Below are 14,363 nucleotides of genomic sequence, written 5' to 3' on the forward strand. Positions count from 1 at the left end.
CCGACCAGGGTCCGCCGCGACCCCCGCTGCGCGTGACGCCGCGCGAGACACCGGAACCCCCTGGCTTGGTGGCGAGCGACCCGCTCGAGCCTATCTGCTCTCGCGTATCGGCGCGGCGCCCGAGGGCGAAGGCGCCGGCGGGCGAGCCGACCGGGGCGTGAGGCGCGGCTGCTACGGCCTCACCAGCGGCGGCGTGAGCGGAGGCATCGTCGGTGGGGGCAGGATGACCTCGGGATGGCGGAATGCCTCGAACAGTGACAAAGCGACCGCGAGCACGACCGGCCCGAGCACGATGCCGAGGAAGCCGAAGAGGTGCAGCCCGCCGAGGATGGCGAAGAAGATCAGGAGCTCGTGGAGCTCGGTGCGCTTGCCGACGAGGCGTGGGCGCAAGAAGTTGTCGATGAGTCCGATCACGAAAGTGCCCCACACCGTCAGCACGATCGCCTTGATCCACGCGCCCTGAACGGCCAGGTAGATGGCTGCTGGGACCCACACGAGGAAGGCGCCGATCAGCGACATGAAGATCATCACGAGGCCCCACAGCAGCGCCGAGGGCACTCCGAGCACCCAAAACGCCAGCCCGCCAAGGATACCCTGAATCGCGGCGATGACGACGCCGCCGTAGATGGAGGCAGCGACGACCTCGCGGACCCGCAGCAGTAACGCCCGGGTGGGTGCGTTGCGCAGCGGGATCGCGTTGGCCAGCGCGTCGCGGATCGTCAAACCATCGCGGAACAGGTAGAACATGACGAACAGCGCCAGCAGCGAGCCGACGACCGCCGCAGCCGTGTTTTGCATCACCGCGAGCACGCGGGCGGCGAGCTCGCGCCCGGCGGTATTGAGGTACTCGGTCGCCTCGGCGCGGATGTGCAGGACGTCCATGCGCTCGTTGAGCCAGCGGATCGCGGTGCCGGTGGTCGGCGAGTCGGGATCCATCAAGGCGGCGAGGGCCAACTGCAGGCCCGCGATCGCCGGGCCGATCTCACGCGCCGTCATCCACACGACGAGGGCCATCGGCAAGCCGAAAGTGAGGACCACGAGCAGGCACGACACCACCGCGCTGAAGTTGGGGCGTCGGGTGCGCGCAAGGAGGCGCCGATAAATCGGCTCGAACGCCAGCGCCAGCACGGCCGCCCACAGGAGCACGTCCACGAACGGCGCCAGCATCAACCAGCACAGGTAGAGCGCGCCGACAAGGGTGGCCAGGAGGACTATCCAGCGAGCTTTTTCGCGAGTATCGAGGGGAGATGTCACGTCGATCGTTTTCGGTGAGATTCGGTGGACAAGGCCGGCGAGGGCACGACACAAAAACGGGCTCCTGGCCGCGAGGCCGGAGCCGTCTACGCTCGGGGCGGCGGAGTCGCCGCTACAGCGCGCTCGAACCCTTGCGACCGACCTCTTCCTGGCCGTCGCCGAAGCGCCTTTGGATGGTCCCGTAGAGCTTATCGGCGGACCCCTTGAGTCGCTCCCACTTGCCCTGCATTTGATCGTGGTTCATCGGACGTCTCCCTGCGCCTGCGCCAACCCTGATCGCGGTTGCACAAGTCGCTAGTCCGCCTAGCGACCCCAAAAGCGTCTGGAGCACACCTGAGCTCGTTGGGAGGCAGTGATTCTGGCACGGTAGGAGCCCGGGTCGCCTCGTGCCCCCCGTTCAGCTCCGGACCCTGTTGAATCCGGCGCGGCGGGCAGTGGCGAGGAGAACCCAAGCCCACGACGGGGCGCCGGCAACCGCACAGACGAGGACATCGCCAAGCTGCGCAACCCTGACTGACCCGCTCGCCCTGCTCTGCCCGATCCTTCAGGCCCATGCTCTCGAAGGGTGGCTTGAGGAGGCAGGTTACTGCCCGCCGCGTTCCGGCAGGTCGCCAGCGGGAAAAAATCACCTGTCCTCTGGGTCACATCGAGCGCTGGCCTCGAGGCCTCCGCAGAGGGCGGCATCGGCGCGATCGGCCACGAGCGAGGTCATGGTCAAGAACATCCCAGCGCCGCAGGAAGACCGGGCGGCCTTCGCGGCCTACGGCGGCGGCCATCGAGATGGACCGGATAATTCGCGTCGTGAGGATGCGCGATTTCCGGGCATTCTATGAATAGAGAGCTGATTTCATGCAGTTCGCCGCTGGCGAAGAGCGCTGCGGGGGCTTCATTGGTTTGACTTTCCATCGTATCCTTCCACTCTCGCATGACTCGCGGCCTTACGGTGGCTGTCGGGCGAAGCGGTCGAACGGGACGAACATGTGGAATTTTTACATCCGCGCGCTCATGCGGGCCTGGGCCTCGTTTCGCGCCAGTAAACCTCCGCCGGGATGCCGGCGAAGCTCTCGGCGCCTGCGGGAAGTCCAGCTAGGCCAGGCCGTGCTTGCGGCGGAGTTTGCAAGGCGTCGCATAGGTCGCTACTGACGGCCTGCGAAAGTCAGGACATGTTCGGCAAGACTCGACGCAGGCACCGGCTCGCCGCCGCCATGGAGAGGATGACGGTCGCTCAGGGTGAGTTGACCGCGGCCATGGCCGAACTCGTCGTCACGGAGCGGGCCGAGAAGCAGATTGTGGGGGAGCGGCTGCGCACGGCGATGGCGGAGCTCGTCGCGGCACGAAGCGGGTTGTCCGAGCTCACTCGATGACGATCGCAGCGGATTCGGGTTTCGGCACAAGCGAGCTTTGGCCCCCCGCACGCCGAGTCGCCGACTTTGCTCAGGCGAGCGGCTCCCGGCTGGGCTCACAACCTGGCGAGGCGACGGCGCTACGGTGAGCGGTGGACGATGGCGTCTTGATAGACTGAGGGCACGGGACGCAAACCAATGCCGGACTCGACGGCCCCAGTCAGTCATCGCCGTGACCGCGCAGCACGTTCACATCTCTTGATCATTCTGGGAGCGGGGGCGGCGGTCCTACCCGGGTACGCGGCGCGAGGTCGGGGATCGCTCGACAGGCCCGCCGGCTGCACCTCACCGGCGGAGAACGAGTAGCGCTGCTGCGAAACTCTCCAAGGTGGGAGGAGCCACGGCGTCGAGCCGGCGCAGGAACGGTCGCCCCCGCGACGCGGGCTCGTCCCGGCGAGAGAGCAGCGTCTTACGGCTCCAATTCGAGGCAAAGGCCGACTTGGTGCCCACCAGCCCTCGGCTGCACCTTCATATCGGTGTCCGCCGGAGGGGTCTCGGTCGTCTCTGCCTCCGTCTCGCTCGGCGCGGGGGTCTTCTTCTCGATCTCGTCGATCGTTGGGTCGCTCATGATTTGATAGGTACCACAGACCCGCTCACCCCTGGAGAACTGCGGAGCGGCGAAGGGGAGTGATGGCGGGCGCGAGTGCGGGCGCGGGCGCGAACGCGACGCGTTCGTTGTCTCGATGGCCCATCGGCTGGCGGCCTCGCGGCTGGCGTTGCAGGAGTGTCTGGGTTGGCTCAGCGCCCCGAATGCGCGCCGGCGCGATCTCCGGGTTGTCTCGAGAATTCGTCCCGATTTTGTCGCGATCCGGGCAGTTTTCGAAACACTCCCTCGTATTCGAGATCGTAGAGGGGTCTAGCTGCGGTTGTACACCACATCACCAACGTCCGCGAGGACGGCTCCGTGCCGGCGGTCGAGCCGCCGAATTGGAAGACCGACGGTCTCAACAATTACCGCCAGAACGTCCAGCCCGAGGGCGAGTTCTCCGCGCCCGACCTGACCGCCAGCCTGTTCCCCCGCTGCGAGGGCCCCTACGGCCTCATCGCCCGCGTCCGCAACATCGGCCAGGCGGCCGTGCCCGCCGGCGTGACCGTCGGCTTCTACGAGGGCGACCCCGACATGGGCGGCGTCAAGCTCGGCGAGGGCACCACCAAGAAGGCGCTGTACCCCGCCGAGGCCGAGGACGTGGCGATCGACGTCCCCAACCCCTCGATGGCCCTCACCGACGGCAGCACCCCGGTCTACGTCGTCCTCGACGACGGCATGCCCGAGCACCTCTGGCAGGAGTGCCGCACCGAGAACAACAAGGTCGCGGGCTCCGGCTATTGCGTCATGCCGGGCTGAGTCCTCGCTGCCGCGAGCGCGCGGACCCGAGGGCAAACCGCGCGCGCTTCATCCGCCAGAGGACGCGCGCGAGCCCACCTGCCGAGAATGTCGCGAGCGCGACACACTGCGCGCGTCGGCGGCGCTGCGCCGGCGCGCCCTCGCCCGCAGGCTCGGTGCTACGATGCAGTAAAGGCGGGTCCTCATGCGTGCGCTGCTCTGGCTCTCGATCGTCGCGCTGGTCCTCGCCGGGATCGGCTGGTGCATCTATTCGCTCATCTACACCGATCTCGAGCCCGTCGCCCGCCGCGCCTTCTCGGCGGCACACAGCTGTCCCGAGGAGCGACTGACGGCGCGCGTGCGGCTCGACCTCGATTTCTTCGCCATGGCCTTCGGGCCAGCCGCGCCGGCGCCGGAGCCCCCGCCCGAGGTCCGCGCCGACCCGGCGCGCCTGGCAGTGTGGGAGTCGACCCGCCAGCAGAGCGCGGCCGGCCGCGACACCTGGAAGGACGCCGGGCAAGTCGTCGAGGTCGAGGGCTGCGACCGCCGCCAGCTCTACGCGTGCTTCCGCTGGGCCGAGACGAGCACCACGAGCAACATGCCGCTGTGCAACCCGGTCAACCCGGCGTTCCTGCCCGTGACGCCGCCGGCGGCACATGGACGGTAATGGACCGCCCGCGCGCGACCGGCGAGCCCGACCACGCCGGGCCCCCCGAGTCTCCCGCGCGATTCACTGCGGGTTGATCACCTTGAGCCGCGTCCCGCCCGGGTACGCGTACGAGGTGACCGGCGTGTAGCCGATGTTGAGGATGCCGAACGGCTGCGCGCTCTCGGCCAGGTGCGGGCCCTCGGAGATCTTCCAGTCGGCGACCTCGTAGCCGCCGACGACGGTGTAGCCGCTCACGACCGCCCCGTCGATCAGCACGTCCGGGGCACCCTGCACGCGGATGATCTGCGCGTAGTGCTGCGCGTAGTTGGTGCCGGTCGCGAACGCGTAGCGGTCGAGGTACTGCTCGACCGGGATCATCTGGTACATCGCCGGGTCGCCGGTGCCGGCGCCGCCGTTCTGGCCCTCGAGGTATTGCACCGGCAAGAACGGCTTGTTGCCCTCGAAGATGAAGCTGGTCCCGTTCGGCACCACGAGCTCCTGCCACTGGCCCTTGTTGAGGTTCATCGGCGTGCCCGGCTGCGCCGGCACCGTCGTCACCACCGTGCCGTCCTCGCCGCCGTAGACGCGCCAGTAGTGCTTCTCGTTGCCGCGCTTCGGCGACGCCGCGCCGACGTAGGTCATGCCCCAGTACTCGAGCGGCAGCATCTGCTCCTCGACGTGGTCGCAGTACAAAGTGTTGATGTTGGGCACGTTGACGCACTCGTTGGCGCCGATCACCGAGATCGGCTTGTCGGCGGTGACGATCGTCCCCGACAGGTCTCCGGGCGGATTGGGCGCGACCACCTGCAGCGTGTCGTAGCGGTTCAGCACCACCTGCCCGGTCTGCCCGGCCGTCACCGCCGGCACGCCGCCGCCGCCGAGGGTGTTGACCGGCGGCGTCCACGACACCGTGGTGTTGTCCGCCGCCGCGATCACGTTGAAGTAGCTCGGCGAGTTCGCCTGGCTCTGCTTGTACGAGGCGACGATGTAGTTCGCCTGCAGCGCGTGCTCGGGGAACATCATCGAGGCGTCATTGGTCGCCTGCGAGCCGATCGGCGAGTGCTGGTAGGCGACCACCGGGACGTTGCTGTCGATGCGGTACGCCCCGCCCTTGCGCAGCGTCGACACCTTGTCGATCGGCGGGTTGGTCAGCGTGAACGTGTAGGTCTGGCCCGGCGCGATCATCACCGGCGCGCCCTGCGGCTGCTCGACGTTCTGACCGGTGGGCGCCAGGTACAGCTGCACCGTCGCGGTCTTGGTCTTGTGGGTGTTGCCGACCACCAGCGAGTCGCTCTGATCGCCGTAGTAGTTGTCCATGCGGTTGGCGAAGAACGAGCAGCCGACGGTGCTCGGCGTCTGCAAGACCAGGTCGCACAGCGCGTAGCAGTCGCCGAGCGAACAGCCCTCGAACTCGCCGCAGTCGACCGGCGGGTCGTAGGCGCTGCCGTCGCCGTTGCACTGCTTGAAGCTGTCGTCGTCCTCGCAGGTCTTGGTGCCCGGCTTGCAGAAGCTGGCCGCACACGCGCCGCCGTTGCAGGTCGTGCCGGGCGGGCACGCCTCGGGCGCGAAGGTCATGCAGTCGTCCTGACAGACGAGGATGTCCTTGCCCTCGCACTCCGCGGTCTCGCCCGGGGTGCAGTCACACGGCAGGGTGGTCTCGCCGGGGCCGTCGGTGGTGGTCGTCGTCGAGGTCGACGACGTCACCGGCGCGCCCGTCGACGAGCTCGTCTCCTCGTCGGTGGTCGCGTCCGTGCCCGTACCGGTCGTCGACGTCGACCCCGACGCCGACGCCCCGCTGGTGGTCGGCGCCGCGGTCGAGCCGGTCGTGTCGGCGCCCGACGAAGTCGGGCCCGTCAGGCTGCTCGCGGTGCTCTGTCCCGACACCCCCGAGGCCTCCGAGACGCTCACGGTCGACGCGTCGTTTCCGCACGCACAGAGGATGGAGACCGCGACCAGGGGAGCCAGGGAGCCGAGCTTCGACATGCGGCCAGAGTCGCCGAAGACCCGTGGCTCGCGCAACCGACCCTGCGACCGGTAATTTCGTGGTGGCCGCGGCCGGCCGCTCGGCCATCAGCGAATGATGATCGCGTGTTCCCCTGCGTGACGCGGAGCTCCGCGAGCGTTCTCGATCCTCGCGCGGCAGGTGGCGATCGCGCCGAGCAGCACGTCCAGCGCGCTCGGCGGTGGCGCGCGACGAGGCCATCCACGGACCGATGCGGGCGGCCAGCGTCGCTCGCGCATGGGCCCGGCTCCGATCCGTATCAACGACGTTACTCGGTCCTCAGGCCGCAGACGTGTTCGTGAATGCTTGCACAGGCAAGCGACGACACCATCTTCGCGAGCCGTGTCCGACACGTCCAAACCAGAGTGGTCCGAGCCCGCGGCGATGGCGATCCCGGAGGGCGGCTTCTTCCCCGACGAGGTCGAGTACGGCCGCTATGGGCCCATCTTCCCCAAGACGCCCGCGTGCTACGGCTTCACGATCGTCGCCAAGATCATCCCGGGGCGCGAGGAGGTGTTCCGCGAGCACGGGCGCACCATCGAGAAGGCGGTGAAGGACCAGCCGGACATCCTCGCGCCGCTCGAGCTGCACTACCTGCGGTGGGTGCTGTTCGAGATCAAGGGCGAGACCTACTTCATGTATCAGGGCATCTTCGACACCGACTTCGACAAGTACACCGAGGACGCAGTCGCCCTGTTCTCGCAGTCCGGGATCAGCACCGTGTTCGAGAACCTGGAGGGTTTTCCGGCCGACTGGAAGACCAACCCGCCGGCCTTCATCGAATTCGTGCGAGCGCACCATTGCCCGAGCTTCCTCGAGTACGGCGAATATCCGTACGTCAGCGCCGACGAGATCAAGAAGTCGCTGCGCGTGAAGTACTTGGTGTCGCAGATCCTCGACCAGATGCAGTGACCCCCGGGGCCCCATGCTCGACCTCGACGACATTCAGTACCTCCTCCTGAACCGCGCCCCGGCGCGCGCCGGCCGGTACGAGTTCCTCTCGTTCCACAGCGCGGCGGCCGGGCGGGCGTGGCTGTCCGCGATGGTCGAGCAGGTGCATTCGGTCCAGACGATGCGCGCGTCGATCGCCGACGAGAAGCGGTGGGTGACGCTCGCGTTCACGTGGAACGGGCTGCGCGCCCTCGGCGTCGACGAGGCCGCTCTGGCCACCTTCCCGGAGGAGTTCCGCCAGGGCATGGCGGCGCGCGCGGAGATCCTCGGCGACACCGGCGCGAATCACCCGGACCACTGGGTGGGCGGCATGGCCGACCCGGACCTCCACGCAATCGTCCTCCTCTTCACCCGCGACCTCGAGGAGCAAGCGCGCTGCCAAAAAGAGCTCGCCGACCTGCTGGCGGACGCTCCGGGTACGGAGGTGCTCTCGACGCTCGACGTCGCGGCCGTCCCGCCACTGGACTACGCCCACGATCACTTCGGCTACCGCGACCAGCTCACGAACCTCGCCATCGAGGGCTCCGGCGACGAGCCGCTGCCCGGCTCCGGCGGTCTGCTGAAGCCGGGCGAGTTCATCCTCGGCTATCCCGACGAGCTCGGACCGCCGACGGCCGAGCCGCAGCCGGAGGTGCTCTCGCGCAACGGCAGCTTCATGGCGTATCGCCGGCTGCAGGAGCACGTGGGGAAGTTCCGCGACTTCCTCGCGCAGCACGGCGAGACCCCCGCGGAGCAGGAGCTCCTGGCGGCGAAGCTGATGGGGCGCTGGCGCAGCGGCGCCCCGCTCGTGCTCGCGCCCGACAGGGACGACCCGGCGCTCGCCGCCGACCCGCAGCGGAACAACGACTTCAATTACAAGCAGGATGACCCGTACGGCTACGCCGTCCCGCTCGGCGCGCACATCCGCCGCGTGAACCCGCGGGACACCGCGGCCAGCATCAACCGGCACCGCATGATCCGCCGCGGCGCCACCTACGGCCCCCACCTGCCGGACGATGCGCCGGAGGACGGCCAGGAGCGCGGCATCGCGGCCTTCGTGCTGTGCGCCAGCCTGATCCGCCAGTTCGAGTTCGCCCAGAACGTGTGGATCAACGACAAGAACTTCCACGAGCTCGGCAACGAGCGCGATCCGATCATCGGCACCCAGGACGGCACGCTCGAGTTCAAGATCCCGACGCGACCGATCCGGCGCCGGATCACCGGTCTGCCCGCATTCACCACAGTACGCGGCGGCGCCTACTTCTTCATCCCCGGGCTCAAGGCGCTGCGCTGGCTCGCCGCCGGCTGAGCGCACGCGCACGATCCTGTCCGAACGCTGCCCCGATTGATTGTCATGACCCCGAAGAACCCCATCTCACCGCCGGCGAGGACCTACAATCAGTCGCACGTCCCGCGCAAGTACACGCCGGGCAAGCGGCGCATCAGCATCTACTGGGCGTGGAGCTACCCGTGGGAGGCCCAGCGCGACCTCACCACGCTGGACAACCGCCTCTCGACCATCACCGAGGTGCGCAGGGTGCTGTGGCCGGCCTACGAGACGCCGGAGTTCAGCCCGGCGCAGTTTCTGCAAGGGATCGACGGCACCCTGGAGCTGTTCCACCGCTCCGCGCTGAGCTTTCAGGCGGTCGCGGGCGAGACCACCGGTCACCCCGTGGCGGTGTTCCAGCGCGTCGATCAGGCCGGCTTCACGCTGCCGATCGACGAGCGGATCCTCGCCGACACCGACACGCTGCTGGTGTTCGGCCTCGATCACCTGCTCTCCGACCAGGCGGCCGCGCCGGAGGAGATCGAGGCCATCCGACGCTGGCTGGAGCGGCAGGACACCTGCCTCGTGATCGCCCCGCACCACGACGTGGGCGCCACGCCGGATTACGCGCAGCGCCAGGAAGAATACGAGCACCACGGTGACCCACTCGTGCCGCGACAGCAGCGCTTCGGCGGCTATACCCGGTCGCTGCTCAAGGCGCTGGACATCCCCGTGATCAATCAATGGGGCCTGCACCCCGCCTTCGTCCCGGGCACCCCGGACATCGCCCCCCTGACCGCCTTCCACGATCTGGACGAGAAGGGGCTGCTCGCGGACGTGCCGACGCTCAGCTTCCACCCGCACCTCCCGCACTACGCGCTGATCGGCGACGACACGAAGTCGGTGCGGGTGCTCGCGCGCCAGCCCATCGATCTCCAGCGCCCGCACCCCTTCACCGCGGCGGGCCACACCGAGTTCAACTGCCTGCTCTGGCTCCCGCCCGCGGGGCAGCGCGCCGGCGACATCCTCATGGTCGATTCGACGCACTTCACGACGCTGTTCGGCGGCACGGACAGCTTGCGGCGCTTCTGGCGGAACCTCGCCCTGATGAAGTGACGCCGCGAGCCCGGGGCTCGGTCCTCGTGAAGCCGGGTGAACCTCTGCGCGGCCGGTCAGGCGCGGACGCCCACGACCTGCCGGCCGCGGACGACGCTCACTGCGGCGCCGTCGGGGCGCAGGTGGAGACACCGGCGCCGACGATGCTGATCGGCGCGTCGGCGACGACGACCGTGATGTCCTGCTGGCCGTTCATGTCGCTGTCGTCGTAGTCGATGTGGGTGACCTCGCTGCCGGGGCCGTTCTGGCTGTTGGTGAAGAAGTAGAAGTCGCCGCCGAAGAACGCGAAGGCCCAGGCGCTGCCGAGCTCGACGCCGGGCAGCGGGGTCACTGCCAGCTTCTGGCCGGTCGCCTTGTCGATCTCGACCAGCTTGGCCGGGTTGGCGCCGGCGAACAGGAACGCCCGGCCGTCGCCGGTGCCGGTGACCTCGGCGGTGCCGTAGTCGGACTTGCCGATCTGCTGGACGTTGAGCGACACGGGATCGATGGCGAAGAAGTCGGAGACGGCGTTGCCCTCCGGCACGAAGTTGGCGCGGTTGCCGTAGATCCGGTCACACGCGTCCGACTGGCTGTTCGAGACGAACGCCATGCCGAAGTTGGTGATCCCCTGCTGGCCGACGACGTAGCCGGGGTCGGTGCAATTGGCGACGTTGGTGACGTCGATGGTGCGCAGCTGGCCGCCGCTGTACTGGACCCACGCGTAGCCGAGCCGATCGACCGCCATGGAGAAGGTGTTCGGCGGCAGGTCGCAGCTCAGCGGACCCAGCTTTTGGAAGCTGTTGTCCATCGGGAAGAACTTCCACAGCTCGGCGGTGAGCGAGAGGACGAACACGCCGTCGTCGAGCGGGACCTCGAGGTCGGGGCACGGACACAGCTCCTCGACGCCGGTCGTCGACTCCTCGCCGGTGCTGGTCGAGTCGGGCCCGGTGGTGGTCGTCGTGTCGGGGCCCGTGGTGGTCGTCGTGTCGGGCCCGGTGGTCGTGGTATCGGGACCGGTGCTCGTGGTGCTGGTGACGGGCATGGTGGTGCTCGTCATGTCGACGGTGGTCTCGGAGGTCGACGTGGGCGAGGTCGTCGAGGTGGTGTCGGCGGTGCTGCCGCTCGCGGTCATGCCGTCGGAGCCGCCGGTCGGGAAGTCGCCGGTCGAGCTGGACGTGACGGGGCCGCCGGTGGTCGGACTCTGGGTCGTCGAGCCCGTCGAGTCGCTGTCGGTCACAGTCGACGAAGTGGTGCCAGTGGAGCCGCAGGCGAGGATCGTCGCGGAGAGGAGAGACAAGCCGTACGCGCGCATGATGGCAGCCTATCGCGTCCGTGGCGTCGATGTGCAGCTCAGGAGAAGCCGCAGCGGGTGCTGGAGGCACCGGCGTCCGCGGACGGCGGCGGGCTCGAAGCATGACGAAGCTCACTGCTCCTCGGCGGCCGCGCGCTGCTCGCCTGACCCCGAGTCGCCCACCGCCCAGCGTCCGCACATGCGCCCGCGGAATCATCACACCGCTCCACCGCCGCAGGGCCACGTCGAGCTCGACCCGAGCGGCCGCCCTCGGCCCGAGGCCGGTCGTGGTAGCGTGGTCGCATGTCTCCGCGCGCCTCCTGGCTCGCTGTCTCGGCGCTGTTCGCCTTCGCCTGCTCCGACGACGCCGTCGACGTCGACGCGCTGCTCGAGCAGCACGGCTTCGCTTGCGTCAGGTTCTGGGCCGTCGACGCGTTCGCCGGCACCGCGACGATCGAGGCGACGATCACCTACGAACAATGCCTCGCCGACTTCTACGCGGAGGTGCGACCCGACCTCCGCGTCGACCAGCCGACCGGCGCTGCGTTGTTCGAGGCTGCGCGCGCCCGGCTGTGCGATGGCGGCTGGCCCTGGTCGACTGTCCCCTGCGAGGTCGCGGCGGACGCCTTCACGCAACGATTCCCCGAGGATGGCAGCGCCTCGCTGACGATCCGCTACGACCTCGTCGGTACGCCCGACCTGTACAGCCAGACGCTCGTCTGGGGTCCGGCGCCGCTCGAGCCGCTCGCCGGCTGCGTGCCGCAGGTCTCGAACTGGCGGCTCCCCGACAGCATCATGGGGTACGACGCCCAGGGCGCGCCGCTGTGGCGCATGCACGCGTTCCACCAGCCGCAGACCACGGTCGCGGAGAGCCCGAAAATCTGCATGGAGGCGATGATCTCGGCCGTGCAATGAGTCCTTCGGCGAATGCTCGGTCGTGACGGCGATCCCCGGGACCTGCTCCGTCCTATGAGCATAGGCGAGGATCCGGCGCCCCACCGGCCTCGAGCGTGCGGCCGGCAGCCTCGACGATTGGCTCCGCTTCTGCTCCGGCAGGAGGTCACGGCGCGCGGCGCGTCCGTGGTCGCGTGAGGCAGCCTCGGCTGCAGGTAGGAACGGTCCTGCGCGATCCTGCGCGGTCCATGTGATCGCCGTCGACGGCTCTCGTGTCGCACCTGGCGCCTGCTTGTCGCATCGCTGGCCGGCGCTAGCCTGGCAATCAGTGCAGTCTGCTCTCCGCCACCCTGCGCCGTGAATGGTTCGGCGCGGGCTGGCGGGCGCTACCTCGGAAGCGAGGCCGGAAGTGCCGCCGCGAGAACGCATTTGGGTCGATAGCAAGGACGTCGGTCACCCGGCCGCGAGGCCCGGCACGATCGCCACGAGTCTGGCGATCGCCGCGCTCCTGGTCGGAGCCTGTCAGCCGGACCCGGGCGAGCGAGACGGGGCCGAGGATCTGGGCGCCGAGCTCGACAACGCCGGCTTTCGCGACCGCGTCGTCGAGTTCGTGCGCGACGTGACGACGGACGATCCGGGCCTCTCCTGCACCTTGCCGCTGAGCGCGGCGCAACCCTTCACCGTCGCCGTCTCGATGTACGATCGAGGCGCGGTCGTCGGTCGCGGGCTCGCGGCCGGCACCGAGCTGTGCGAAGCCCTGGAGGAGGCCACTCGCCGCGCCCTCGCCGCCTCCGGCCCCGATGGTTCGCGCGTGACCCGGGCGCGCTTCGTCGTCGAGCTCATCGATCACGACTACGCGCTGGTGGAGTACGAGGGCAAGGGCGTGGAGCTCGTCCGCGGCCTCGTGCCCGTGCGCGCGCTCGACCGCGCCATGGTGCGCCGGCGCATCGACGAGGGCAAGGCGTACCTCCTGCGGGTGATGGACCCCGCGCTCGGCGGCGTCCACAAGTACTATCACGCGCCGACCGACAGCTTCGACGACCGGCTGCACACGATCTACACCGCGTCGACCCTCTACACCTTGCTGGCGGTCCACGCCCACGATCGGGACGAGAGCCTGCGCGAGCCGATCGCCCGCGCCGCCGGGTTCCTGCTCTCCATGCAGCGCGTCGCCCCGGACCAGCCCGGTCACGGCGCATTCCACTATTCTCTGGACCTCCGGCGGCTGGAGCGCGAGCCGCGATTCGTCGTCGGCACCACCTCCAAGTCCATCTTCACCTTGATCGAGCTGCACGCGCTCACCGGCGACCGCGCGTACCTCGACGCCGCCCGGCTGGCCGCCGACTGGCTCTTGACCATGCAGGGCGACGACGGGCGCGTATCGTCGGAGCTGCGCCTGGATTCGAACCACACGTGGAGCGTCAGCGGGCGAGAGTCGATGCTGTACACCGGCCAGGTGCTCTCGGCGCTGTCGCGCCTCTACGAGGCCACCGCCGACGCGCGGTACCTCGACGCCGCCGCGCGCACCGCCGGCCGTCTCACCGCCAAGGTGGAGCGCGAAGGCTGCTACGTCGGCGACGACTATCGCTCGCCCAACCCGATCTCGAGCTCCTGGGTCATCCTGTCCCTCTTCGACTTCGCCCGCGCCAGCGAGGACCCGGCGATCCGCCAGACCGTGTGGGGTTGCGCGGACGAGCTGCTGACGCGGCAGATCGACGATCCCGACGACGTCTACCGCCACGGCCGCTGGCAGGCCTCGCTGTCGAGCAGCGGCAACGGCTGGCTGGCCGAGGTCCTGTCCGAGCTCTACCTCGATTGCCCGGACAGCGACCCCGACGATTGCGCCGGCTTCCGCGGGGCAGTCGTCCGCCTGTTTCGCCTGCTGATGCAGTACACCTACTCGCCCGAGAACTCCTTCGTCGCCCGAAACCCGGACATGGCCCGGGGCGGCGTGTTCTGGAGCGCCCGCGACCGCTACGTGCGCACCGACTCGGTCTGCCACGCCATGAACGCCTACGTGTTCATGGTCGACCACCTCCCGGACGGCGTCCTCGTCGAGCTGCCCGAGCCGCCCCTGGCCGAGCGGCTCGGGCTCGAGGAGCGGTCGGGGCGACTCGCCGGCGACGAGGACGAGGAGGTCGACGACGCCCTCGAGGAGGACGATGAACCCGCCCTGTAGATCGCCGATCGCGGCGCCGGACGTCGATTCGCGGCGCGGCCGCGCCGCCGCGCTCGTGGCCAATGGCCCCTCCCC

The 14,363-nt window shown here is 69.1% G+C and carries 13 protein-coding genes; 8 read left to right on the forward strand and 5 right to left on the reverse strand.

The genetic code is table 11. The features are described from left to right. Window positions 1-171: 171 nt before the first annotated feature. Both O0S08_RS24225 and O0S08_RS24230 read right to left on the reverse strand, forming a co-directional pair. Window positions 172-1,254, reverse strand: coding sequence for an AI-2E family transporter (locus O0S08_RS24225; RefSeq protein ID WP_269041608.1), 1,083 nt, complete (start codon window positions 1,252-1,254; stop codon window positions 172-174). A 112-nt stretch (window positions 1,255-1,366) separates the two neighbouring features. Further along, window positions 1,367-1,498, reverse strand: coding sequence for a hypothetical protein (locus tag O0S08_RS24230; RefSeq protein ID WP_269041609.1), 132 nt, complete (start codon window positions 1,496-1,498; stop codon window positions 1,367-1,369). A 919-nt stretch (window positions 1,499-2,417) separates the two neighbouring features. On the opposite strand from O0S08_RS24230, the gene O0S08_RS24235 reads away from it, so the two are divergent. Then, complete coding sequence (locus O0S08_RS24235; protein WP_269041610.1) at window positions 2,418-2,618, forward strand: hypothetical protein; 201 nt, start codon at window positions 2,418-2,420, stop codon at window positions 2,616-2,618. A gap of 448 nt (window positions 2,619-3,066) precedes the next feature. Here the strand turns inward: O0S08_RS24235 and O0S08_RS24240 are convergent, their stop codons facing one another. After that, a complete protein-coding gene (locus tag O0S08_RS24240) occupies window positions 3,067-3,225 on the reverse strand; it encodes a hypothetical protein (protein ID WP_269041611.1) in 159 nt (52 codons plus the stop codon). Window positions 3,226-3,561: 336 nt separating this feature from the next. On the opposite strand from O0S08_RS24240, the gene O0S08_RS24245 reads away from it, so the two are divergent. Together O0S08_RS24245 and O0S08_RS24250 are read left to right on the forward strand one after the other, a co-directional pair. Then, window positions 3,562-4,002: a hypothetical protein gene (locus O0S08_RS24245; protein WP_269041612.1), complete on the forward strand. Its 441-nt coding sequence runs from the start codon at window positions 3,562-3,564 to the stop codon at window positions 4,000-4,002. A 184-nt stretch (window positions 4,003-4,186) separates the two neighbouring features. Continuing rightward, window positions 4,187-4,648, forward strand: coding sequence for a hypothetical protein (locus O0S08_RS24250; RefSeq protein WP_269041613.1), 462 nt, complete (start codon window positions 4,187-4,189; stop codon window positions 4,646-4,648). A 63-nt stretch (window positions 4,649-4,711) separates the two neighbouring features. Here O0S08_RS24250 and O0S08_RS24255 read toward each other — a convergent pair whose 3' ends face one another. Then, entirely contained in the window at window positions 4,712-6,538 is a 1,827-nt protein-coding gene (locus O0S08_RS24255) for an IgGFc-binding protein (protein WP_269041614.1), read from the reverse strand. A gap of 478 nt (window positions 6,539-7,016) precedes the next feature. On the opposite strand from O0S08_RS24255, the gene O0S08_RS24260 reads away from it, so the two are divergent. From O0S08_RS24260 to O0S08_RS24270, 3 genes are read left to right on the forward strand one after another with little or no spacing between them, the layout of a single operon-like run. Beyond that, window positions 7,017-7,544: a hypothetical protein gene (locus tag O0S08_RS24260; RefSeq protein ID WP_371879551.1), complete on the forward strand. Its 528-nt coding sequence runs from the start codon at window positions 7,017-7,019 to the stop codon at window positions 7,542-7,544. Between the two features lie 13 nt (window positions 7,545-7,557). Beyond that, the gene (locus O0S08_RS24265) at window positions 7,558-8,871 is read left to right on the forward strand and encodes a Dyp-type peroxidase (RefSeq protein ID WP_269041616.1); all 1,314 of its coding nucleotides are present in this window, start codon (window positions 7,558-7,560) and stop codon (window positions 8,869-8,871) included. Window positions 8,872-8,916: 45 nt separating this feature from the next. Continuing rightward, entirely contained in the window at window positions 8,917-9,945 is a 1,029-nt protein-coding gene (locus O0S08_RS24270) for a hypothetical protein (RefSeq protein WP_269041617.1), read from the forward strand. A 97-nt stretch (window positions 9,946-10,042) separates the two neighbouring features. Here O0S08_RS24270 and O0S08_RS24275 read toward each other — a convergent pair whose 3' ends face one another. Then, window positions 10,043-11,236, reverse strand: coding sequence for a hypothetical protein (locus tag O0S08_RS24275; RefSeq protein WP_269041618.1), 1,194 nt, complete (start codon window positions 11,234-11,236; stop codon window positions 10,043-10,045). A gap of 282 nt (window positions 11,237-11,518) precedes the next feature. On the opposite strand from O0S08_RS24275, the gene O0S08_RS24280 reads away from it, so the two are divergent. Further along, window positions 11,519-12,130 carry a hypothetical protein gene (locus tag O0S08_RS24280; protein WP_269041619.1) on the forward strand — a complete coding sequence of 204 codons (612 nt, stop codon included), beginning with the start codon at window positions 11,519-11,521 and terminating at the stop codon, window positions 12,128-12,130. A gap of 388 nt (window positions 12,131-12,518) precedes the next feature. Next, window positions 12,519-14,288 (forward strand): glycoside hydrolase family protein, encoded by a 1,770-nt coding sequence (locus O0S08_RS24285; RefSeq protein ID WP_269041620.1) that lies wholly within the window; start codon window positions 12,519-12,521, stop codon window positions 14,286-14,288. Window positions 14,289-14,363: the final 75 nt, after the last annotated feature.

Origin of the sequence: Nannocystis punicea (assembly GCF_026965555.1) — a bacterium.
Taxonomy (GTDB): Bacteria; Myxococcota_A; Polyangia; order Nannocystales; family Nannocystaceae; genus Nannocystis; species Nannocystis punicea.